Source organism: Hyalangium gracile, from assembly GCF_020103725.1.
Classification (GTDB): domain Bacteria; phylum Myxococcota; class Myxococcia; order Myxococcales; family Myxococcaceae; genus Hyalangium; species Hyalangium gracile.
This window is the reverse complement of sequence record NZ_JAHXBG010000003.1, coordinates 163,869-182,975: the sequence shown is the minus strand read 5'-3', so window position 1 is coordinate 182,975 and position 19,107 is coordinate 163,869. Positions and strand designations below refer to the sequence as shown.

The following is a 19,107-nucleotide window of genomic DNA, read 5'->3' as shown; positions in this document are numbered from 1 at the left end:
AAATATGGGCTGGGTAGGTTCTCCAAAGGGTGAGCCACCCCAAGCCGGAATTTTGTTAGGAGCTCTTATCGGCGCGCCCATCGCTCGCAAAGAGGGACAAGTCGCGATCATCCTTGTTCAGGGCCGAAGTCGAAGGACATGGCCTCAAACTTCAATTTCACAAGGAAGGCATCTGGATTCGTTCCTCCGCTGAGCTCGAAGTAGAAGTCGATATACTCGTGCTCTTTGCTGATGACTGCCCCAAAGTCCACGACGGTGGAGTTGAGCTGGTATCGACCACCTTCGCATGTGATCGAGCGTATCCCCTGAAGCCGGAGTACTGCTGGAGCGAACATCTCCTTCGGTTCAAAGATGCTAGCGCCTTCAGCTTCAAGCACCTTGCCCGAGTTGAACTTCAGTCGGCACTCAGCGTCACCAATCTTCAACTCCACTTGTTGGAGCAGTGAGTCTCCAAGGTACAGTGCGTTGAAGTTGGTCACTATTTGCGTTCGGTCCATTGCTTCGTCCTCACTTATATTGGGCGGTCGGCTGAGTGCTGTGCCGGGTGCCTGCCCATCCCCGACTTCAAAAGTGGGAGCGACATATCCCTGATGCGAATGGCTCGCTTTCGCTTAAGCGAAATGCACCTGCACGTGGGCGACAGGCCCGGGCAGAGGAAGCCTTGCGTACTCCGGGGATGGGAATCTCTCGCACCAACGGTTCGGTAGGCACGCCCTTCCTGTCGAGAGTTGATTCTCGCCAGGAAGGGTTACTCGGAGTCGGTCCCCGTGGGCGTCAGAGAGGAGGCGTTGGAAGGCTCTGAGCTGGAGGACGTCTCCTCTGCCTCCGCGTCCTTGCTGGCAGCGCGCTTGAGCGGCACCCAGAGGACGCTCGGCACCGCGTCGAGCACGTCGTGGCAGGGCACCACCGCTCCCACCGTGGTGTAGCGGATGGCGCCCGTCTTCGTGGATGTGTGCTTGAGGGCGTAGGCCTTCGCGCGCGGCAGGAACCACTCGCGCACGTCCTTCAGCGGCAGGACGTGCAGCTCGGAGCGCGAGAGGAACACGTACACCATCAGGTCCGCGCCGCTGTAGAGGAAGCAGCCCGGGGTGTCCTTCTCCACGTTGGACACCAGCTCGAACCAGTAGCGCCGGTGCGTCTGCCGGTCGCCCTTGACTTCGATGCCGCGGACCTCGCCCGTGGGCAGCTCCCACAGCAGGTCCACGCCCCGGTGCTGGAAGCGCGGGTCCAGCTGCACGTCATGAATGCGCGAGCCGGGCGCTGTCTCCAGCATCCAGGTGCGGGCGTGCTGCACGGCCCGATCGGCCGCGCCCTGCACGCCTCTCATGCTGTAGCTGCGCGGCATTGCCTAGCGGCGCAGCTCCACGCCGGTGGCCACGAGCTGCACCTCGCGCGGCTTGCCATCGGCGCCGCGGGGAACGATGGCGCCCTCGCTCTCGTAGTGCTTGGCGCGGTCATCGCTCAGCTCGGCCACCTGCACCACGCCCTCCACCCGCGCCATCGAGCCGGCCGAGTCCAGCGGCACGAAGAAGCCGTAGTCCTTGAACGTCACGCGCACGCCAGGGCCCTTGGCGTCCTTGGCGGTGGCCAGCTCCATCCAGCAGCCCTTGCGCTCGCAGGCCTTGCGTACCTGGCCCTCGAGCTGGACCGTCTTGCCGGCGTGCGGCTGTGGCTTGGCCAGCAGGTCCGCGAGCTTCACGGCGGGGGCTCCCTTGAGCGCCTCACCGCGCGTCAGCGTCCAGCCGCCCTGCGGCGCCGCGGCCTGCGGCTGGGGAGGGTGGTGGCAGTCCGCCTCGGACTTCTTCTCCGCGGCCTGGGCAGGCTGCGTCTTGGCGGGAGGGGTGGACTCGCCAGCGAGCGCCACCAGGGGAACGGCGACCAGGGTCAGCAGGGCAGAGCGGATCGTCTTCATAGCCTCTGGCGCATAGCGCAAAAGTCTTTGCGCGGGCAAGGCGGCGACACCTACAGTCCACTCGTCCACTCGTCCACTCACGCACACGCACATGCATGCGTTAGGCTGGCTCCCGTGAAGTTCCACCTTCCCGCACCCAATCGCAAACCTGGCCTCGTGGACTACCTCGGCCTCACGGGGCTCGTCGGGCTGCTCATCGCCCGGTACATCCCCGTGGCGAGGATCATCCCCTTCTGGGGCTGCATGCTGCGAGAGACGACGGGCTGGCCCTGCCTCGGCTGCGGGCTGACCCGGGTGGCCGATCGGGTATCCCACTTCAACATCGTGGGCGCCTGGGACGCCAACCCGCTGGGCACCGTGGCCGCGCTGCTCTTCGCCTTCCTGACGGTGGTGGCGGTGCTGCACATGGTCTTCGCGATGCCCATCCCCCAGCTCGAGCTGACGCCGCGCGAGTGGCGCTGGGTACGCATCGGCCTGACGGTCCTCGTCGCCGTCAACTACGCCTATGTCATCGTGAAGACGCGCTTCCCCGAACTGCTCCTGTGAGGCCTCCGTGGTCGCGGCCCTCGTCCTGCTTGGCTACCTGGCGGGCTCCATCCCCTTCGGGGTGCTGGTGACGCGCTGGGCGCGCGGGGTGGACGTCAGGGCCGAGGGCAGCGGCAACATCGGCGCCACCAACGTGGCACGGGTGGCGGGCAAGAAGCTCGGAGTGCTGGTGCTGGTGCTGGACGCGCTCAAGGGCGCCCTGCCCGTGGTGCTGGCGCTGCGGATGATTCCGGACAGTCCTCGGGTGCACGTGGCCGTGGGGCTGGCCGCGTTCCTGGGGCACTGCTTCCCGGTGTGGCTGAAGTTCCGTGGGGGCAAGGGCGTGGCCACCGCGCTCGGGGTGCTCCTCGTCCTGGTGCCGCAGGCCGCGCTCGCCGGCGCTGCCGTCTATGGCGTCGTGCTGGTGGCGACGCGTGTGAGCTCGCTCGGCTCGTTGATGGCGGGCGTGGTGGCGGTGGGCACCGCGGCCTTCACCGCCCGAGCGCTGGAGTACGCCGTCCTCTCAGGGCTCCTCTTCGCCTTCATGCTCTGGACGCACCGGAGCAACATCTCGCGCCTGCTGCGCCGCACCGAGCGACGCCTCTGAGCCCGCCCCCTTCGTGGCCGAGGCCAACGGAGGCGCACCGAAGCGGTAGCCCAGCAGGGTGCAGGGGATGGGGCCGTTCCACACGTCGCGGCGGCTGGAGGGACGGGCGTGGAAGGCGCTCTCGAAGCCCGGGTTGCCGGCGAGCACGTAGACACGCCACCCGTCCAGCTCCTGCAGATTCTCCCCAAGCTTGAAGTAGAAGGCCTTCATCCCCTTCTGGCCGCCCGTGCCGATGCGCTCGCCATAGGGAGGGTTGGTGATGAGCAGTCCTCCGCCCTCGGGGATGGGGAAGGGCCTGGTGGCATCGCCCTCGGCGATCTGGATCTCCTCCGAGAGCCTGGCCGCGCTCACGTTCCGGCGAGCGGCCTCCATCGCCTCCGCGTCCTTGTCGAAGCCGCGCAGCGGCACGAGCACCTTGCGCTCATGCCGGCGGGCATCCGCGCGCAGGTCCGCGAGCAGCTCCTTGGCGCGCTCGCCCAGGTGCGGCCAGCGCTCCACCGCGAAGGAGCGGGCGATGCCCGGAGCCCGGCGGCGGGCGATGAGGCCTCCCTCGATGAGCAGCGTGCCGGAGCCGCACATCGGGTCCACGAGCGCCTCCTCGCCCGTGTAGCGAGCGGCACGGAGCAGGGCGGCGGCCAGTGTCTCCTTCAGGGGCGCGGGAGTCGGGCGCACGCGGTAGCCACGGCGGTGCAGGGGCTCGCCGCACAGGTCCAGCGAGAGTGAGAGCTTCTCGCGCGCCAGGTGGGCCACCACGCTCACGTCCGGGTTGCGCGTGTTCACGTCCGGACGGGCGCCCAGGGTGCCGCGCATCCGGTCCACGAGGGCGTCCTTCACCTTGAGGGCCACGAAGCCCGAGTGGCTGTGCTCGCTGTCGCGCAGCGTCGCCTCCACCGCGAAGGTGTGGTCCGGCGTGAGGTGCTCCTCCCACGGCACGCTGGCGGCGGCCTCGTAGAGGCCCTCGGCGCCATGGGCCTCGAACTCGCCGAGCGGGTAGAGCACGCGCATGGCGATGCGAGACCACAGGCACACCCGGAGGGCCTCATCGAGCGTGGCCATGAAGCGCACGCCGCCCCGGTCCTGGCGGATGCGCTTGGTGCCGAGCTCCTTGAGCTCCTCGGCCAGGAGGTCCTCGGTGCCGCGAGCGGTGGTGGCAAAGAGCGAGATGCGTTCAGCCATGGTTCCGCCCTTAATGGACCTGGAAGCGCTTGGGAACGACGAAGAGGCTCATTGGCCCACCACCTCATACATCGCGAAGGTGGAGTCATCCGCGACGCTGGCTGCCTTGGCCACCTGGAAGTCCGGGGACTGGAGGTAGGCGCGCAGGGCGTCCCGGTCCCTCCAGCGCGTCACCAGCAGGAACTCCGGCTGGCGCTCGAAGGAGCGCAGCACTTCCAGGCCAAGGAAGCCCTCGTGGCGGTCCACGAGCCGCGAGCGGTCCTGGAAGCGGGCAACCAGCTGCTCCGCCTGCTCGGTGGGGGGGCGGAAGCGCGAGATGGCGACGATCATGACGCCTCGAAATGAGAAGGGCGCCCCGGAATCGACCTGTCCGGGACGCCCGAAGGTGAAGATGAGACCGGGCGGCGGCAGTGGGAAGCCCGCCGGCCCGGCGACTACATCGCTCCAGCGCCCGGCATGTCGCCTACCGCGCGGATGAGCACCTCGCGAGGCTTGGCGCCGTCGGCCGGGCCCACCACGCCGTCGCGCTCCATGCGCTCGATCATGCGGGCGGCGCGGTTGTAGCCGATGCGCATCTTGCGCTGGAGCATGGAGATGGACACCGCGCGCATCTCGCTCACGGTGGCCAGGGCCTGGTCGTACAGCTCGTCGGACAGCTCGTCGTCCTCGCCGCCGCCCTCCACCTCCTCGTCGCGCGGCTTGAGGATGGACTCGTCGAAGACGGGCTTGCCCTGGGCCTTGAGGTGGTCCACCGCGCGCTTGATCTCCGTCTCGGAGACGAACGCGCCGTGCACGCGCTGCAGGTGGGCGCTCGTGGGCGGCATGATGAGCATGTCGCCCATGCCGAGCAGGGCCTCGGCGCCCACCGTCCCGAGGATCGTCATCGAGTCCGGCTTCGAGCGCAGCATGAAGCTGATGCGCGTGGGGAAGTTGGCCTTGATGACGCCGGTGACGACGTCCGTGGAGGGACGCTGCGTGGCGACCATCAGGTGGATGCCGGCGGCGCGGGCCATCTGGGCCAGGCGCGCCACGTACGTCTCCACCTCGCGGCTGGCGACCATCATCAGGTCCGCCAGCTCGTCGATGATGACCACGATGTAGGGCAGCTTCTTGAGCTCCTTCTTCTCCGGCTCGGCGGCCTCGGCGGCGACAGCCTCCTCGTCGCCCTCGGCCTCCTGTGCCTCGGACTCCTCGGCGTCGGCGTCGGCGGCCTCGGCCTTCACCTCGGTGGGCTCGGGCTCGGACTCCACGGCCTCGCGCATGTCCTCCATGTCGTCCTTCGGCGCGGCGACGCCGGGACCGTCGTTGGAGGAGGCGGTAGCGGCAGCGGGCGTGGCCTCGTCCTGGGCCACGTCCACCACGAGCACCTTCTTGGCCTTGCCGGACTTCTTCTCCGCGGCGGGCTTCTCGACGGTGGCCTTCACCTCGGTGGCGGAGCTCTCCACCAGCTTGTTGAAGCCGGCGATGTTGCGCACGCCAGCCTCGGAGAGCATCTGGTAGCGGCGCTCCATCTCCTCCACGGCCCAGCGCAGCGCGAGCGCGGCCTTCTTCGGGTCGGTCACCACCGGCAGCAGCAGGTGGGGGATGCCCTCGTAGACGGACAGCTCGAGCATCTTCGGGTCCACCATGATGAAGCGGACCTCCTCCGGCGTGGACTTCAGGAGGATGCTCATGATCATCGAGTTGACCGCCACCGACTTACCCGAGCCGGTGGTGCCGGCGATGAGCAGGTGCGGCGCCTTGGCCAGGTCGAGCACGTACGGCATGCCCTCGATGTCCTTGCCCACGCACATGGTGAGGCGGCTGGCGCCCTTCTGGAAGGCGTCCTGCTCGGCGATCTCCTTGAGGAAGACCGTCTCGCGGTCCTTGTTGGGCACCTCGATGCCGACCACGCCCTTGCCGGGGATGGGGGCGACGATGCGCACGCGCATGGCCTCCATCGCCATGGCCAGGTCATCCTGGAGCGCGGCGATCTTGCTCACCTTGATGCCGGGGCCCGGGAGGAACTCGTACATGGTGACGACGGGGCCGGGGCGGATCTCCACCACCTCGCCCACGATGCCGAAGTCGGCCAGCTTGGCGCGCAGCTTCTCGGCGGTGACGAGGAAGGCGTCCTTGTCCAGCTCGGAGCGCTCCTTCTTGTCGCACTCGAGCACGTCCAGCGGCGGCAGCGAGAAGCTCTTGCGGCCTCCGACGAACTCGAACTGCTCGGTGTTCTTCTTCGGAGCGGTGGGCTTGGGCGGCGCCTTGGGCTCCACGATGAGCGGCATGCGCGCCAGCGCGGAGGGAGGCGCGGGGACCATGGCGGACGGTCCCGCGGCGTGAGTAGCAGGAGCCGCCGCGGCCACGGCCGGAGCCGGAGGCATGCTCGGAGCAGCGGCGGGCGCGGGCTCCGCGGCCACCGGAGCGGCGAGCGAGGCAGCGGGCACGGGCGGCACGGAGTTGGGCGCGGCCGGCGCGGTGACGATGTTCGGCGTCTTGCGCTCGCGCTTGCGCGGAGCCTCGGACGGCACCTCCGGGTTCGCGGTGGCGGCGGCGGCAGGCACGGCGGGCGTCGGCGCGAGGAAGGAGGCCCAGGCGGGATCGGCTCCCGGAGCCGGGCGCTTCTCGGCCAGGGTGGTGGCGGGCAGGGCGGGAGAGGACACCGCCGCGGGAGCGGGCAGAGCCGGCTTCTCCTTCTCCTTGAGGCGGGTCTCGCGCGCGGTCTCCTTGGCCAGCTTCGCGGCCAGCTTCGCGGCCTGGAGCTGCTCCTTCTCCTGCTCCCGAGCCAGTCGCACGGCCTCCTCGGCCATGGCCTCCGCCTCGGCGGCCTCGGCCTCCGCGGCGTCGCGCTCGGCCTCCTCCAGCTCCTCCTCATCCGCCTCGAGCTGGGCGAGGAAGGCGGCCTCCTCCTGCTTCTCCTGCTCGAGCCGCTCCTGGCGCTGCTTGTACGCCTCCTTCTGGGCCTCCCAGAAGGCGACGGCGGACTCCTGCAGCCGGTGGCCGAGCACGGACAAGGCGGCCCATGCCATCGAGCACAGCTTGAGGAACGTGTACTGGGTGCCGACGATGAGCGCGGCGATGGACACCGCCGTCACGAGGATGACGGTCCCCACCGTGGAGAACATGCCCTGGAGCAGCCCCGCGAGCCCCGCGCCCAGGGCGCCTCCGGGCTGGTGGGCCCAGCCGGGATCGCCGCCGAACACGAGCTGTGCAAGCACGGCCGCACTCAGCGTCAGCAGCATCAGCGCGACGATCTGCGGCAGGCGGCGGCGATCGCGGTTGCCCACGAAGATGATCACGGCCGCATAGAGCCCGCAGGTGGGAATGAGGTAGGCACACACGCCAATGAGTCCGCGCAGGGACTCGGCGATGAGGTGGCCCATGGGCCCCACGCTGTTGCGGAACCCGGGCCCGACTCGATCCCGTGCGTCGAAGGTGGCCACCGACAGCAGGGAGATGAGAGAGGCGGCCAGGATGAAGACCCCCACCAGGGCCCTCCGTCCGGTGCCACCCGTCTGTAGCTTCTTCTCCGCCAGCGCCTTGCGGCGCGTGGCGATGTCCTGCCGTGACAGGACCGTCTTCTCCGCCCTCGCCTTCCTGGCCGTCATGACCGTTCCTCTTGATCCCCGTAGCAGGCTGTAGCGACTGCCCGGGCGAGTGTAGGGAGGGAGGGGGTCCGGTCAATTTTCCGACCACTCCGCCGAGTGAGCGAAGGCGTCAATTTGAGGTCCTACCGGTGTGGAGCCAGTATGGTGATCAGACTGATGAGGGTAGGCGGGGTTCATGGACGTTCGCTGCGAGCGCTGCAAGACGCAATACGAGCTTGACGACTCCCGGATCTCGGAGACCGGAGTCACCGTCCAGTGCACTCAGTGCCACCACGTCTTCGTGGTGAAGAAGAAGGCCCTGGTCGTCACGGTGCCGGTGAACAAGAGCCAGGTGCCGCAGACACCCTTGATGGTCCCGGGAGCCGAGCCCCCGGCCACTCCACCGGCCTCACCCCCGCCGGGGCTGCGCTCGCTGTCGCCGCCCATCGACATGCCGCCGCCGGTGGCCACCGCCGCGCCACCGCCGGAACCTCCCGCGCCTGCTTCTCCGCCTGCTCCGGCTCCCGCTCTGCCGCCCGCCACGGGGGCACCAGGCGGGCGCGAGTGGCGGGTCCGTCAGGCCAGCGGCAACGTCTTCACCCTCAAGGACCTGACCACGCTCCAGAAGTGGATCGTCGAGCGCAAGGTCGTGCGCGATGACGAGATCTCTGTCACGGGGGACACCTGGAAGCGGCTGGGAGACATCGCGGAGCTGGCGACCTTCTTCCAACTGGTGGACGAGGCGCAGAAGGCCGCGGTGCTGCAGGCCCAGGTCAATCTCGGGTTGCTTCCCGGCGCGGCGCCTCCGCCGGGGGGCCCTCCGGGTACGCCGCCTGCCTCCCCTCAGCGCCCCACGCCTCCATCGGAGCCTCCACCTCCACCGCCCAGGGGGAGCCGGTGGCCCACCGTCCTGATGGTCCTCCTGCTGCTGCTCGGACTGGGGGCAGGCGGGTACTACTACCTCGTGGTGATGCCTCGGCCCGAGGAGGAGGCCCGGCGCGCGGAGGCGGCCCGGCTCGAAGCGGAGCGGCGGGAGAAGGAGCGCCAGGCACAGCTCCTGGCCGCACAGGCCGCCGCCGAGGCCCAGCTGCGGGCCGATGCCGGGGGCACGGACACTCCCCCGGAGGACGGGGGTGCACTCGCAACGGAGGTGCCGGACGGCGGGGACGGAGGCGCTGTAGGAGATGCGGGCCCCGACCTGGATGCCGGAACGGCGCTGGACGCCGGAACGGCCCCTGATGCAGGGGTAGACGCGGATGCCGGGACCCTGGCGGACGCCGGTGTAGGCACGGACGGCGGTGCACCCGGGGGGAAACGGCCGGCTCCGGTCCGGGACTTCGACTACTTCATGGCCCAGGGAGACCGCCTCCGGGAGCGGGACCGCCCCGAAAACGCCCTGGACGCCTATGCGGAGGCGGCGGAGCTCGAGCCGGACCGTCCGGAGCCCTACACGGGGCGGGGACTGGCACTTCTGGACACGGGGAGCCCGCGGCAGGCCGAGGCCGAGTTCAAACAGGCACTCAAGATCAGTCCTAATTACGGGGAAGCCATCATAGGGCTTGCGGAGACCTACCGCTCCCAGGGAAAGAAGGCGGAGGCAATCCGCTATTACGAGCGGTACCTTGAGATCCTGCCGAACGGACCCGAGGCAGCGGTAGCTCGTAGCGCCATCCAGCGTTTGAAGGAGTGAAGGAGACCCACATGGCCGATTTCGACAAGCCGTCGTCCACCGAGGAGGAGTACTTCGCCCGCGAGGAGATCGAGAAGAAGCGCAAGCTCGCCCTCCAGCAGGCCGAGGAGATGGCCGCCCAGCGTCGCGAGGAGCTCAAGCAGCTGCACCACATGAAGTGCCCCAAGTGCGGCATGGACCTGCAGACGCTGACCAGGGGCAAGGTGGAGCTCGACACCTGCTTCAACTGCCACGGCGTGTGGCTGGACGCGGGCGAGCTGGACCAGATCGTCTCGCAGGGCCCCGAGGGCGGCGGCAAGGTGATGGGCGCCGTCCTCAACCTGTTCAAGCGCAAGTAGGCACGGAGGGCTCCGGATGAAGCTCACGACCGAGCAGGTCCGTCATGTGGCCACCCTGGCCCGGCTGTCGCTGACGCCCGAGGAGGAGCAGCGCTACGCCACGCAGCTCTCCGCGGTGCTCGACGCGGTGGCCCAGCTCCAGGAGCTCGACGTGAGCGGCGTGGAGCCCACCTCGCATGCCACGCTCGCGTCCTCGCTGCTGCGCGAGGACGTGACGCGGCCCTCGCTGCCGCCGGAGAAGGGGCTGGCCAACGCCCCGTCGAAGATCGGCACCAGCTTCGCGGTTCCCAAGATCATCGAGTGACGCCATGGAGCTGACCGAGCTGTCGATGCTGGAGCTGGCGGCGAAGCTGGCCGCGCGAGAGGTCTCCTCCGTGGAGGCGACGCGGGCCAGCCTGGCTCGCACTGCCCAGGTGGACGGGAAGGTGAAGGCCTTCCTGCGCCTGGACGAGAAGGGCGCGCTGGCCGCCGCCGAGGCGAGCGACGCGCGCCGCAAGGCCGGCAACCCGGCCAGCCCGCTGGACGGAGTGCCCATCGGGCTCAAGGACATCTTCCTCACCGAGGGCGTGGAGACGACCTGCGCCTCGAGGATCCTCCAGGGCTTCATCCCGCCCTATGACGCGACGGTGGTGAGCCTGCTCAAGCAGGCGGGGATGCCCATTCTGGGCAAGCTGAACATGGACGAGTTCGCCATGGGCTCGTCCAACGAGGGCAGCGCCTTCGGTCCCACGCACAACCCGTGGGCGCTGGACCGGACGCCGGGCGGCTCCTCGGGAGGCTCCTCCGCGGCGGTAGCGGCGCGAGAGGTGTTCGGCGCGCTGGGCACGGACACGGGCGGCTCCATCCGCCAGCCGGCGGCGTTCACCAACCTGGTGGGGCTCAAGCCCACCTACGGCCGGGTGTCGCGCTACGGCGTCATCTCCTACGCCTCGTCCCTGGACCAGGTGGGGCCGCTGACGCGCACGGTGGCGGACACGGCGGCGCTGCTCCAGCTCATCGCCCGGCACGATCCGCTCGACTCCACCTCCGCCGCTGTCGAGGCGCCGGACTACCGGGAGGATCTCGAGGGCGGCGTGCGAGGCCTGAAGCTGGGCGTGCCGCGCGAGTACTTCATCGAGGGCATGGACCCGGAGGTGGAGGCCACGGTGCGCGAGGCCATGAAGGCCTACGAGCGCCTGGGCGCGACGCTGGTGGACGTGTCGCTGCCGCACACGAAGTACGCCCTGGCCACCTACTACCTGCTGGCGCCGGCGGAGGCCTCCAGCAACCTGGCCCGCTACGACGGCGTGCGCTACGGCCAGCGCGCCAAGGACGCCCGGGGCCTGAAGGAGATGTACGGCCAGACGCGGGACCGCGGCTTCGGCGCCGAGGTGAAGCGCCGCATCATGCTGGGCACCTACGCCCTGTCGGCCGGCTACTACGACGCCTACTACCTGCGGGCCCAGAAGGTCCGCACGTTGATCTCGCGGGACTTCACGAAGGCCTACGAGCAGGTGGACGCCATCCTCTCGCCCATCTCGCCGGTGCCGCCGTTCAAGCTGGGCGAGAAGGTGGACGATCCGCTGTCCATGTACCTCATGGACGTGTTCACGCTGCCGTGCAACCTGGCGGGGCTGCCCGGGCTGTCGCTGCCGTGCGGCTTCACGAAGTCGAACCTGCCCATCGGCCTGCAGATCCTCGGCAAGCCCTTCGACGAGGCGCGCCTGCTGCGCATCGCCCGGGCCTTCGAGCGCGAGCACGACTTCACCCGCCGCCTTGCCCCGCTCTAGAGGAGCGCCCCAGGTACCGCCATGCCCCTGAGCGATTTCCAGCCCGTCATCGGCCTCGAGGTCCACGCCCAGCTGCTGACGAAGTCGAAGATCTTCTGCGGCTGCTCCACGGAGTTCGGCGCGGAGCCCAACCGCAACACGTGCCCGGTGTGCCTGGGCATGCCCGGGGTGCTGCCGGTGCTCAACCAGCGGGTGGTGGAGTTCGCCGTCCGCACGGGCCTGGCGCTGGGCTGCACCATCAAGAAGACGAGCATCTGGAGCCGGAAGAACTACTTCTATCCGGACCTGCCCAAGGGCTATCAGATCACCCAGTACGACCAGCCCATCTGCGAGTGGGGCAAGCTCACCATCGACATGCCCGAGGGCGAGAAGGTCATCCGCGTCCGCCGCATCCACATGGAGGAGGACGCGGGCAAGAACGTGCACGACGCGGCGGTGGGCGAGAGCCTGGTGGACCTGAACCGCGCGGGCGTGCCGCTGCTGGAGATCGTCAGCGAGCCGGACCTGCGCAGCGCGGACGAGGCGGTGGAGTACCTCAAGGCGCTGCGGGACGTGCTGGTGTACCTCGGGGTGAACGACGGGAACATGGAGGAGGGCTCGTTCCGCTGCGACGCCAACGTGTCGGTGATGCGCAAGGGGGCCACGCAGTACGGCCAGAGGGTGGAGCTGAAGAACATCAACTCGTTCCGGTTCATCAAGCAGGCCATCGAGTTCGAGATCGGCCGGCACGTGGAGGTGATCGAGTCGGGCGGGAAGATCGACCAGGAGACGCGGCTCTGGGACACGCAGCGGGGCGAGTCGCGCTCCATGCGCTCGAAGGAGGACGCGCACGACTACCGCTACTTCCCGGAGCCGGACCTGCCGCCGCTGCACGTCTCGGACGCGCTGATCGACCAGATGGCGCAGGGGCTGCCGGAGCTGCCGCGCCCCAAGCTGCAGCGCTTCATGAGCCAGTACGGGCTGCCAGCGTATGACGCGAAGCTGCTGTGCGCCGAGCGTCCGCTGGCGGAGTTCTTCGAGGCCTGCGCGCAGCACTACAAGGACTACAAGAAGCTCTCCAACTGGTTCCAGGGCGAGCTGGCGCGCCTGCTGAACGAGAGCGGCGGCACGGTGGGCATCTCCACGCTGAAGTTCACTCCGGCGCAGCTCGGCGAGCTGCTCACGGCGGTGGAGAAGGGCACGCTGTCCAACAACGCGGCCAAGGACGTGCTGGGAGAGATGTTCCGTACGGGCAAGGCGCCGGACGCCATCATCTCGGAGAAGGGCCTGGCGCAGGTGAGTGACGCGGGCGCCGTGGAGGCCATCGTCGACGACGTGCTCGCCAAGAACGCGGGCGAGGTGGAGAAGTACCGGGGCGGCAAGAAGCAGATCTACGGCTTCTTCGTGGGCCAGGTGATGAAGGCCATGAAGGGCAAGGGCAACCCGGCCCTCGTCAACGAGCTGCTGAAGAAGAAGCTCGGAGACTGAGCGTCCTCTCCAGCGGGAAGGCGCCGAGGGAAGCGTGCTCCCCCGGCGCCCGGACATCAGACTAGAGCTGCGGGTTGCTCAGGTAGTTGTTCGCGTGCGTGCCGGGGCCGGCCACCGGAGCGACCTTCGCCGTGTTGAGCCGGCCGGTGAAGGCCAGGCGATACCGCGTGCCGGTGCCATCCGCGTAGCGGCTCATGAGGGCCTGCTCGGCGGTGTTCCAGTACCACTTCTGGTTGAGGCCGTTGGTGCAGCTGCGCACGGAGAGCGTGAGGTTCGGCTCCACCGTCAGGCAGCGGTCCGGGGCGACGCGGGAGCGGTACTGCTCCTGGGCATTGAGCCCCCAGAGCTGGTTGTTGCGGCCGTGGCAGTCATAGCCGACGACGGGCGCCCCATCGGCCTGCGAGAAGCCGAGCACGTCCAGGCACTCGTCGTTCGCATCCAGCGACTGCAGCCGCACGTTCGCCTCGGGCTCGAAGAAGGGGTGGCCCCAGTCCACGGAGAGCTGCGTCGAGGTGGTGACGGTGTTCCACGTGCGGCCCACCTCGGCGTAGGCCGACATGAAGGCGGTGGGGGCGACCTTGCCCGCCAGCGCCATGACCTCGACCGTGGAGTCGAGCCGGAAGTTCGTCACGCCGGTCCGCGTCGGAGGCGCCCGGTAGATGGCGGCGAAGCTGGGCACGAAGTTGGCGTAGCTGATGGGGCTGAAGGCATCCCCGCGGAAGACGAAGTACCCGTCCCAGTAGGCGCCGTAGAAGAAGCACTCCAGGCCGAACCGGCGCGAGAGCCAGTCGCAGTGGTACGCGTCATACTTGCGGTCCCACACCCACCGGGCCGTGCGGCCGCCCGTGTGGTTCTCCACCGTGTACTCGTTCGTCGTGTACGAGATCTCACGCGAGTTGGTGATGGAGCCCTGGGCGCCGATCTGCCCGCCCACCTTGGGCCCCTCGGTGTTCACCTCGGCGTTGCCTCCCACGGAGATGCCGACGTTGACGCTGCTCGAGGTGTTGATCGTCTGCTGGGGGTTGGTCTGCGAGGGCAGGTGTCCGTAGATCTCGACGCCGGTGTCACCCTGCGGGTCGATGCTGAAGCTGTACTTGTTGGCGAACGGGCCGGTCCAGTCGTCGCGGTGGGCCCAGGACTCGAACCAGGTGTGCTCCTGCGTGAGGTTGTTCGCCAGGTGCCAGCCCGCGCCGCCCGTGTTCTTGTTGATGCTGATGCGCAGGTACTTGGCGTCCTCGCTGATCACGTTGCCGGCGGCCCCGGGCACCGAGCGGATCATGTCGACGGTGTAGATGAGGTTGACGCTGCCCTGGCCGTTGCAGGCGTCGACGGTGTTTCCGTTCCAGGTAAGGCCATTCAGCCCCTTGTGGAGCCAGCAGCTGAAGTTGGTGCGGTGGGAGCCGACCGTGTACGTGTAGATCGGCTGGTACCGCTCACCCGCGGTGAGCTTGGAGACGCGCGTCTTCAGCTCGGGCGCGGAGAGCACCTGGTGGGCGTAGGCCGCCAGGGCCTGGGCCTCCTGCTGCGTGGAGACGCGCTCCGCGTCCACCGCCTGGAACTGCTCGTACGCGATGCCCTGCTCGCCGTGCCGCAGCAGCACCGCCTGGCCCTGGATGCCGAGCCCGCCAATGGACGCGCTCAGCTTCTCGATGGCGCTGGGCTCCTGGAGCGTGGTGCCGTCGAGCAGCACGCTGCTGCCGGAGGCGAACGCGAAGCGCAGCTCCTGGGTGTCCTCTTCGGTCACCTCGGCCGCGTTCACGTAGATGACGTCGCTGTCGATGCCGCGCGCCAGCAACTCCGTGGCGAACGGAGTGCGCGAGCCGTACTCGACGAGGTTCGCCGCGGGCTGCTGCTGCTCCTGCTGCTGCTGCTCACCTTCCTGCGCCTCGGGGCCGAGACATCCTCCGAGCGCCAGCGCCATCGTGAGGGCGGGGACAGACGGCAGGAACTTGCTCATCCACATCTTCTTCTCAGACATGACACGCTCCATGGCGTGCTCGTTGATCGAGCACGAAGAAAGGGTTCGCTCGGTCATCGACTCGAGCGTCCACGGGCAGCGGGCATGAGCAAGGCGTGTACCAGCACCCCGCTTCGATGCGTCTCAGAGGGAGTCGCTCTGGAAGCGCGCCGTTGCCGAGCGAAAACCCCGTGAAGCTGCTTCCGAGACGCACGCACGCGCGTCCGGAACGCACGCCGCATGCGCATGCGGTGCACGGAGGCGCTTCGTGCTTCACCAGGATTTGAGAAGACGCGGTGCTGCTACACAGTTACCGGAGCGACCTGCTCATCGCTTCGGAGGAGAGCGGAGTCACCAGCGGGACGCGGGCGTGCAGGACGCTCTCCGCGCGCGGGTCCTCCGCCTGGGCGAGGACTCGCGCCACACCAGGGCGCACTCGCTCCAGGATGAGGGAGGGCGCCTCGAAGACGTTCTCGAAGAAGCCGCCGACGAGCTGCGGATTGACCGCGTAGCGCACGTGGCGGAGCGCGGCGAGCTGGGAGTACAGCCCCTCGTTGAACCACTGCTCGCGCCGGAGCTGGTGCTCGCCGGGGGCGTTGAAGGCACAGGGCGCATCCCACGGCCACGCATTTGCCCATGACGCCCAGGGGAGCGCCGACCATCTCCGGCCACACTGCCAGGGCGGGGTGCAGGGGCCGTCCCGAGGCATCCCTCTCGCGGAGCTGCTCGACCTGGCGGGCGAGGGCGCGATGCCGCGCGACGAAGGCCTCCTCGGAGGCGTAGTCCTCCAAGGAGACGCGGGGCTGGACGGCGAAGAGCTCGACGTGTGTAGAGGTAGGCGTGGCGTCCAACGCGCGGAGGATGTCACCGGCGCCCGGGAGGAGCGAGCGTCTCGTTCTCGGAGGGTGAGAAAAGGAGACGCTCGGCTCCGCTGCGACGGGCTACTTGATGAGGCCGATCTCCCGCAGGCGCTGCTGGAGGAAGGCGTCGGCGGTGATGGGAGGCAGGCTGGTGCCGGTGGCGGTGACGGGCAGCGTCTCCAGCATGCAGTTCGGATAGGGGTGCACGAAGAAGGGCATCGAGTAGCGCGTGGTGTCCTCCTCGGAGCTCTTCGGGTTCACCACGCGGTGCGTCGTGGCGGGAATCACCCCGTTGGTCACTCGGCTGAGCATGTCGCCCGAGTCCACGACGATCTGTCCACGCAGGGTGTCTACGGGGATCCACTCTCCGTCACGGGTGAGCAGCTCCAGCCCGGACGCCGTGCCCTCGCAGAGCAGGGTGATGAGGTTGATGTCCTCGTGCTCGGCGGCGCGCACTCCGCCGGGGATGAAGCGCTCGCGCAGGGGCGGGTAGTGGATGAGCCGCAGGATGGAGTTGCCGTCCTGGGCCATGGCGCTGAAGGTGTCGCGCGCCACGCCGAAGTACTCGGCGAGCGCGTGCAGCATCACCGCCGCCGCCGAGTCGAGCGCGCCGAACAGCGCCAGCGTGTTCGTCTGGAAGGAGGGCACCTCCTGGGGCCAGAGGTTGGGCCCATAGTGCGGCGAGAAGTGCGGGTGGGTGGGGGGCAGCTCCCGCCCCACGTGCCAGAACTCCTTGAGGTCGCCCACGGTGCGATTCTTCGCGTGTTCCTGGCCGTAGCCCGTGTAGCCGCGCTGCCCCGCGCCCCCTGGGACGGTGTAGTGGCGCTTCACGTTCTCAGGAAGTTGGAAGAAACGCTCGACGTCCGAGTAGGTGCGACGGATCAGTGCGTCATCGACGCCATGGCCTTCGACGGAGACGAAGCCGAACTCCTTGAGGGCGTCGCCGAACACCTGGACGAAGCGGGCGCGCTCCTGGGGCGTGCCTGAGCGGTAGTGGGAGAGGTTGACGAGCGGGATGCGACGAGCCGAGGTGGACATGGCCGCCGACTCTACCCAGGCCCTAGGATCGCTTGAACCAAACCTTCCGTGCATCGAGCGCGCCCGTCCGCTACCCTGGCGGGGAGGTAGAGCTATCACTTCCAACACAGCCGCCCATCCCGGGAGTGGCGCTGGGGACCCTGGTCGCTCTAAAACCCTACGTCGCTCCAAAACCCTGCACGGGAGCGGTATGACGGCAATCAGGCGATGGAGCCTGTGCCGAAGGTCAGTGAGGATGGCGCACCGGTAATGGAGGATGAGCGCAACTCCCCAGAGATGAACGCGGCGGAGGATGACGATCCGTTGCTGGGGACGCAGCTCGGCAGCTTCCGCCTCGTGCGGAGGCTGGGGCGTGGCGGAATGGGGACCGTGTACCTCGGGGAGCACGTCTCCATCGGCAGCCGCATGGCGGTGAAGGTGCTCCACGAGCACCTGGCCGCCTATCCGGAACTCGTCCAGCGCTTCCACGCCGAGGCGCGGGCGGTGAACCTGATCGGCCACGAGAACATCGTCAGCATCTTCGATCTGAACGCCGCGCCCCCGCGCCCCTACCTCATCATGGAGTACCTGGAGGGGGTGCCCCTGTCCTCGATGGTGGGGGTGCCGGTGCGGGCGGAGATATGGGTGCCCGTGCTGGCGCAGGCCTGCGAGGCGCTGCACGCCGCCCACCAGCGAGGCATCGTCCACCGCGATCTGAAGCCGGACAACATCTTCCTGGTCCAGCGGGCCAAGGGGGCGCCGCCCTTCGTGAAGGTGCTGGACTTCGGCATCGCCAAGCTCATCGACGGGGCGGGGCCGCAGACGCAGGCGGGCATCATCGTGGGCACGCCCGAGTACATGAGCCCCGAGCAGTCCCGGAGCCTGCGGCTGGATGGGCGCGCGGACGTCTATTCACTGGGAGTGATTGCCTACCAGCTGGCCACGGGGCAGCTGCCCTTCACCGAGGAAGGCACCGCGGCCCAGCTCGTGGCGCACCAGACGCTGCCGCCTCCGCCGCCCCGTTCCATCTATGGAGGGGTATCTCCGCCCATCGAGGCGGTGATCCTGCGCGCGCTCGCCAAGTCCCTGGCGGACCGCTACGAGAATGCGCTGGCCTTGAAGGCCGCCCTGGAGGCGGCGCTGGTGGAGGAGCTCAAGGGCGGGCCGTACGCCGAGCCTCCCGTGCCGGCCTATGTTCCCGCGCCCGTGGCCGCGCCTCCGCCGCCTGTGGCCGCGCCCGCGCCTGTGGCCGCGCCTGCGCCTCCGGTGGCTGGACCGGTCCATGCGCCTCCTCCGGTACCGGGAGTGGGGCGCGACACGCCCTCGCGTCGCAACGCACGAGCCGTGGAGCTCTCGGCCCGGGTGGTGCTGCGGCCGGGGGCGGCGCCGGAGCGGCTCGTGTGCTCGGACATCGCCCGGGGTGGGCTGTTCCTCCGCACGCAGGGCGAGCTGCCTCAGCTCTTCTCGCGGATCCAGGTCACTCTGGAGCTGTCGCGCGGGCCGCTGACGTCCACCTGCGAGGTGGTGCGCCTGGTGACGCCCGAGCAGGCCCGGCTCTGGGGCATGGCCCCGGGCTTTGGCGTGCAGTTCCTGGAGCCTCCACCGGACTTCAAGGCGGCCGTGGCGCAGCTCCTCAAGGGCGGCACGGGCAACACGCCGATGGCGGTGCCCGGGCCCTCGGGGGACGCGGAGGCCAACGCCCTGCTGGAGGGCTACCGGACCAACCTCCAGAAGGACCATTACTCGCTGCTCTCGCTCCCGCTGGACGCGAGCTTCGAGACCGTCCGGTCGCGGCTGCGGGCGGTGCTGGCGGAGCTGGAGGGGCTGCGGGGGCGCCCGCTCTCCAACGCTCAGCGCTCGCTGCTGGAGTCGGTGCTCACCCGAGTCCGGGATGCGGGGGAGACGCTGACGAACGTCACGCGCCGGGCGATGTACGACGCGCTGCTGGGCAACTTCCGGGGCGTGGAGAGCTGCCTGAGCGCGGGCCTCACGGTGACGCAGCTCGAGGGGCTGCGCCGGGACTTCCTCCTGCGGCGCCCGACGGCGGCGGGGACGGCGCGCGTCCACATCCTTACGGGCAATGCCTTCGAGAAGAACGGCCAGCTGGCCCGGGCCGTGGAGGCCTACGAGCGGGGGCTGGCCGTGGATCCGCTGGATCTCGCGCTCCTGCAGCGGTACCGCGCGGTGCGCCGGACGCTGGCTCAGCGCACCTGAGCGGCG

At 69.0% G+C, this 19,107-nt stretch carries 17 protein-coding genes; 8 read left to right on the top strand and 9 right to left on the bottom strand.

Annotated elements, in window-relative coordinates:
• Window positions 1-107: 107 nt before the first annotated feature.
• The 3 genes from KY572_RS07470 to KY572_RS07460 form a co-directional block, all read right to left on the bottom strand.
• Window positions 108-497 (bottom strand): hypothetical protein, encoded by a 390-nt coding sequence (locus KY572_RS07470; RefSeq protein ID WP_224241737.1) that lies wholly within the window; start codon window positions 495-497, stop codon window positions 108-110.
• 251 nt (window positions 498-748) lie between these two features.
• Window positions 749-1,345, bottom strand: coding sequence for a hypothetical protein (locus KY572_RS07465; protein ID WP_224241735.1), 597 nt, complete (start codon window positions 1,343-1,345; stop codon window positions 749-751).
• Window positions 1,346-1,348: 3 nt separating this feature from the next.
• Entirely contained in the window at window positions 1,349-1,912 is a 564-nt protein-coding gene (locus KY572_RS07460) for a DUF4920 domain-containing protein (RefSeq protein ID WP_224241733.1), read from the bottom strand.
• A 114-nt stretch (window positions 1,913-2,026) separates the two neighbouring features.
• Between KY572_RS07460 and KY572_RS07455 the strand changes: the two genes are divergently transcribed.
• The gene (locus KY572_RS07455; protein WP_224241732.1) at window positions 2,027-2,458 is read left to right on the top strand and encodes a DUF2752 domain-containing protein; all 432 of its coding nucleotides are present in this window, start codon (window positions 2,027-2,029) and stop codon (window positions 2,456-2,458) included.
• Window positions 2,459-2,465: 7 nt separating this feature from the next.
• The gene (gene plsY, locus KY572_RS07450; RefSeq protein ID WP_224241730.1) at window positions 2,466-3,044 is read left to right on the top strand and encodes a glycerol-3-phosphate 1-O-acyltransferase PlsY; all 579 of its coding nucleotides are present in this window, start codon (window positions 2,466-2,468) and stop codon (window positions 3,042-3,044) included.
• Here the strand turns inward: plsY and KY572_RS07445 are convergent.
• The 3 genes from KY572_RS07445 to KY572_RS07435 all read right to left on the bottom strand — a co-directional run bounded on the left by KY572_RS07445 (window position 2,961) and on the right by KY572_RS07435 (window position 7,810).
• Window positions 2,961-4,220, bottom strand: coding sequence for a THUMP domain-containing class I SAM-dependent RNA methyltransferase (locus tag KY572_RS07445; RefSeq protein WP_224241728.1), 1,260 nt, complete (start codon window positions 4,218-4,220; stop codon window positions 2,961-2,963). The genes plsY and KY572_RS07445 overlap by 84 nt on opposite strands.
• A 48-nt stretch (window positions 4,221-4,268) precedes the next feature.
• Window positions 4,269-4,550 (bottom strand): antibiotic biosynthesis monooxygenase family protein, encoded by a 282-nt coding sequence (locus KY572_RS07440; RefSeq protein WP_224241727.1) that lies wholly within the window; start codon window positions 4,548-4,550, stop codon window positions 4,269-4,271.
• Between the two features lie 104 nt (window positions 4,551-4,654).
• A complete protein-coding gene (locus tag KY572_RS07435; RefSeq protein ID WP_224241725.1) occupies window positions 4,655-7,810 on the bottom strand; it encodes an FtsK/SpoIIIE family DNA translocase in 3,156 nt (1,051 codons plus the stop codon).
• Between the two features lie 175 nt (window positions 7,811-7,985).
• Here KY572_RS07435 and KY572_RS07430 point away from each other — a divergent pair, with 175 nt between their 5' ends.
• Genes KY572_RS07430 through gatB form a run of 5 tightly spaced genes read left to right on the top strand, consistent with a single transcriptional unit; the run spans window position 7,986 to window position 13,053 of the window.
• Entirely contained in the window at window positions 7,986-9,479 is a 1,494-nt protein-coding gene (locus KY572_RS07430; RefSeq protein ID WP_224241722.1) for a zinc-ribbon domain-containing protein, read from the top strand.
• Between the two features lie 11 nt (window positions 9,480-9,490).
• Entirely contained in the window at window positions 9,491-9,817 is a 327-nt protein-coding gene (locus KY572_RS07425) for a TFIIB-type zinc ribbon-containing protein (RefSeq protein ID WP_224241721.1), read from the top strand.
• Window positions 9,818-9,833: 16 nt separating this feature from the next.
• Window positions 9,834-10,121: an Asp-tRNA(Asn)/Glu-tRNA(Gln) amidotransferase subunit GatC gene (gene gatC, locus KY572_RS07420; RefSeq protein ID WP_224241719.1), complete on the top strand. Its 288-nt coding sequence runs from the start codon at window positions 9,834-9,836 to the stop codon at window positions 10,119-10,121.
• A gap of 4 nt (window positions 10,122-10,125) precedes the next feature.
• Entirely contained in the window at window positions 10,126-11,586 is a 1,461-nt protein-coding gene (gene gatA / locus KY572_RS07415) for an Asp-tRNA(Asn)/Glu-tRNA(Gln) amidotransferase subunit GatA (RefSeq protein ID WP_224241717.1), read from the top strand.
• Window positions 11,587-11,607: 21 nt separating this feature from the next.
• A complete protein-coding gene (gene gatB, locus KY572_RS07410) occupies window positions 11,608-13,053 on the top strand; it encodes an Asp-tRNA(Asn)/Glu-tRNA(Gln) amidotransferase subunit GatB (RefSeq protein ID WP_224241716.1) in 1,446 nt (481 codons plus the stop codon).
• 61 nt (window positions 13,054-13,114) lie between these two features.
• Here gatB and KY572_RS07405 read toward each other — a convergent pair whose 3' ends face one another.
• The 3 genes from KY572_RS07405 to KY572_RS07395 form a co-directional block, all read right to left on the bottom strand.
• Window positions 13,115-15,031, bottom strand: coding sequence for a leukocidin family pore-forming toxin (locus KY572_RS07405; protein WP_224241714.1), 1,917 nt, complete (start codon window positions 15,029-15,031; stop codon window positions 13,115-13,117).
• A 289-nt stretch (window positions 15,032-15,320) separates the two neighbouring features.
• Window positions 15,321-15,719 (bottom strand): hypothetical protein, encoded by a 399-nt coding sequence (locus tag KY572_RS07400; RefSeq protein ID WP_224241713.1) that lies wholly within the window; start codon window positions 15,717-15,719, stop codon window positions 15,321-15,323.
• Window positions 15,720-15,951: 232 nt separating this feature from the next.
• A complete protein-coding gene (locus KY572_RS07395) occupies window positions 15,952-16,908 on the bottom strand; it encodes an isopenicillin N synthase family dioxygenase (protein ID WP_224241711.1) in 957 nt (318 codons plus the stop codon).
• 249 nt (window positions 16,909-17,157) lie between these two features.
• Between KY572_RS07395 and KY572_RS07390 the strand changes: the two genes are divergently transcribed.
• Window positions 17,158-19,101: a protein kinase domain-containing protein gene (locus KY572_RS07390; protein ID WP_224241709.1), complete on the top strand. Its 1,944-nt coding sequence runs from the start codon at window positions 17,158-17,160 to the stop codon at window positions 19,099-19,101.
• Window positions 19,102-19,107: the final 6 nt, after the last annotated feature.

Bases quoted from the DNA above. Each gene is read 5' to 3' on its own strand.
- KY572_RS07470 (WP_224241737.1), bottom strand. From the start codon at position 497: ATGGACCGAACGCAAATAGTGACCAACTTCAACGCACTGTACCTTGGA.
- KY572_RS07465 (WP_224241735.1), bottom strand. From the start codon at position 1,345: ATGCCGCGCAGCTACAGCATGAGAGGCGTGCAGGGCGCGGCCGATCGG.
- KY572_RS07460 (WP_224241733.1), bottom strand. From the start codon at position 1,912: ATGAAGACGATCCGCTCTGCCCTGCTGACCCTGGTCGCCGTTCCCCTG.
- KY572_RS07445 (WP_224241728.1), bottom strand. From the start codon at position 4,220: ATGGCTGAACGCATCTCGCTCTTTGCCACCACCGCTCGCGGCACCGAG.
- KY572_RS07440 (WP_224241727.1), bottom strand. From the start codon at position 4,550: ATGATCGTCGCCATCTCGCGCTTCCGCCCCCCCACCGAGCAGGCGGAG.
- KY572_RS07435 (WP_224241725.1), bottom strand. From the start codon at position 7,810: ATGACGGCCAGGAAGGCGAGGGCGGAGAAGACGGTCCTGTCACGGCAG.
- KY572_RS07430 (WP_224241722.1), top strand. From the start codon at position 7,986: ATGGACGTTCGCTGCGAGCGCTGCAAGACGCAATACGAGCTTGACGAC.
- KY572_RS07425 (WP_224241721.1), top strand. From the start codon at position 9,491: ATGGCCGATTTCGACAAGCCGTCGTCCACCGAGGAGGAGTACTTCGCC.
- gatC (WP_224241719.1), top strand. From the start codon at position 9,834: ATGAAGCTCACGACCGAGCAGGTCCGTCATGTGGCCACCCTGGCCCGG.
- gatA (WP_224241717.1), top strand. From the start codon at position 10,126: ATGGAGCTGACCGAGCTGTCGATGCTGGAGCTGGCGGCGAAGCTGGCC.
- gatB (WP_224241716.1), top strand. From the start codon at position 11,608: ATGCCCCTGAGCGATTTCCAGCCCGTCATCGGCCTCGAGGTCCACGCC.
- KY572_RS07405 (WP_224241714.1), bottom strand. From the start codon at position 15,031: ATGTCTGAGAAGAAGATGTGGATGAGCAAGTTCCTGCCGTCTGTCCCC.
- KY572_RS07400 (WP_224241713.1), bottom strand. From the start codon at position 15,719: ATGCCTCGGGACGGCCCCTGCACCCCGCCCTGGCAGTGTGGCCGGAGA.
- KY572_RS07395 (WP_224241711.1), bottom strand. From the start codon at position 16,908: ATGTCCACCTCGGCTCGTCGCATCCCGCTCGTCAACCTCTCCCACTAC.
- KY572_RS07390 (WP_224241709.1), top strand. From the start codon at position 17,158: ATGGAGGATGAGCGCAACTCCCCAGAGATGAACGCGGCGGAGGATGAC.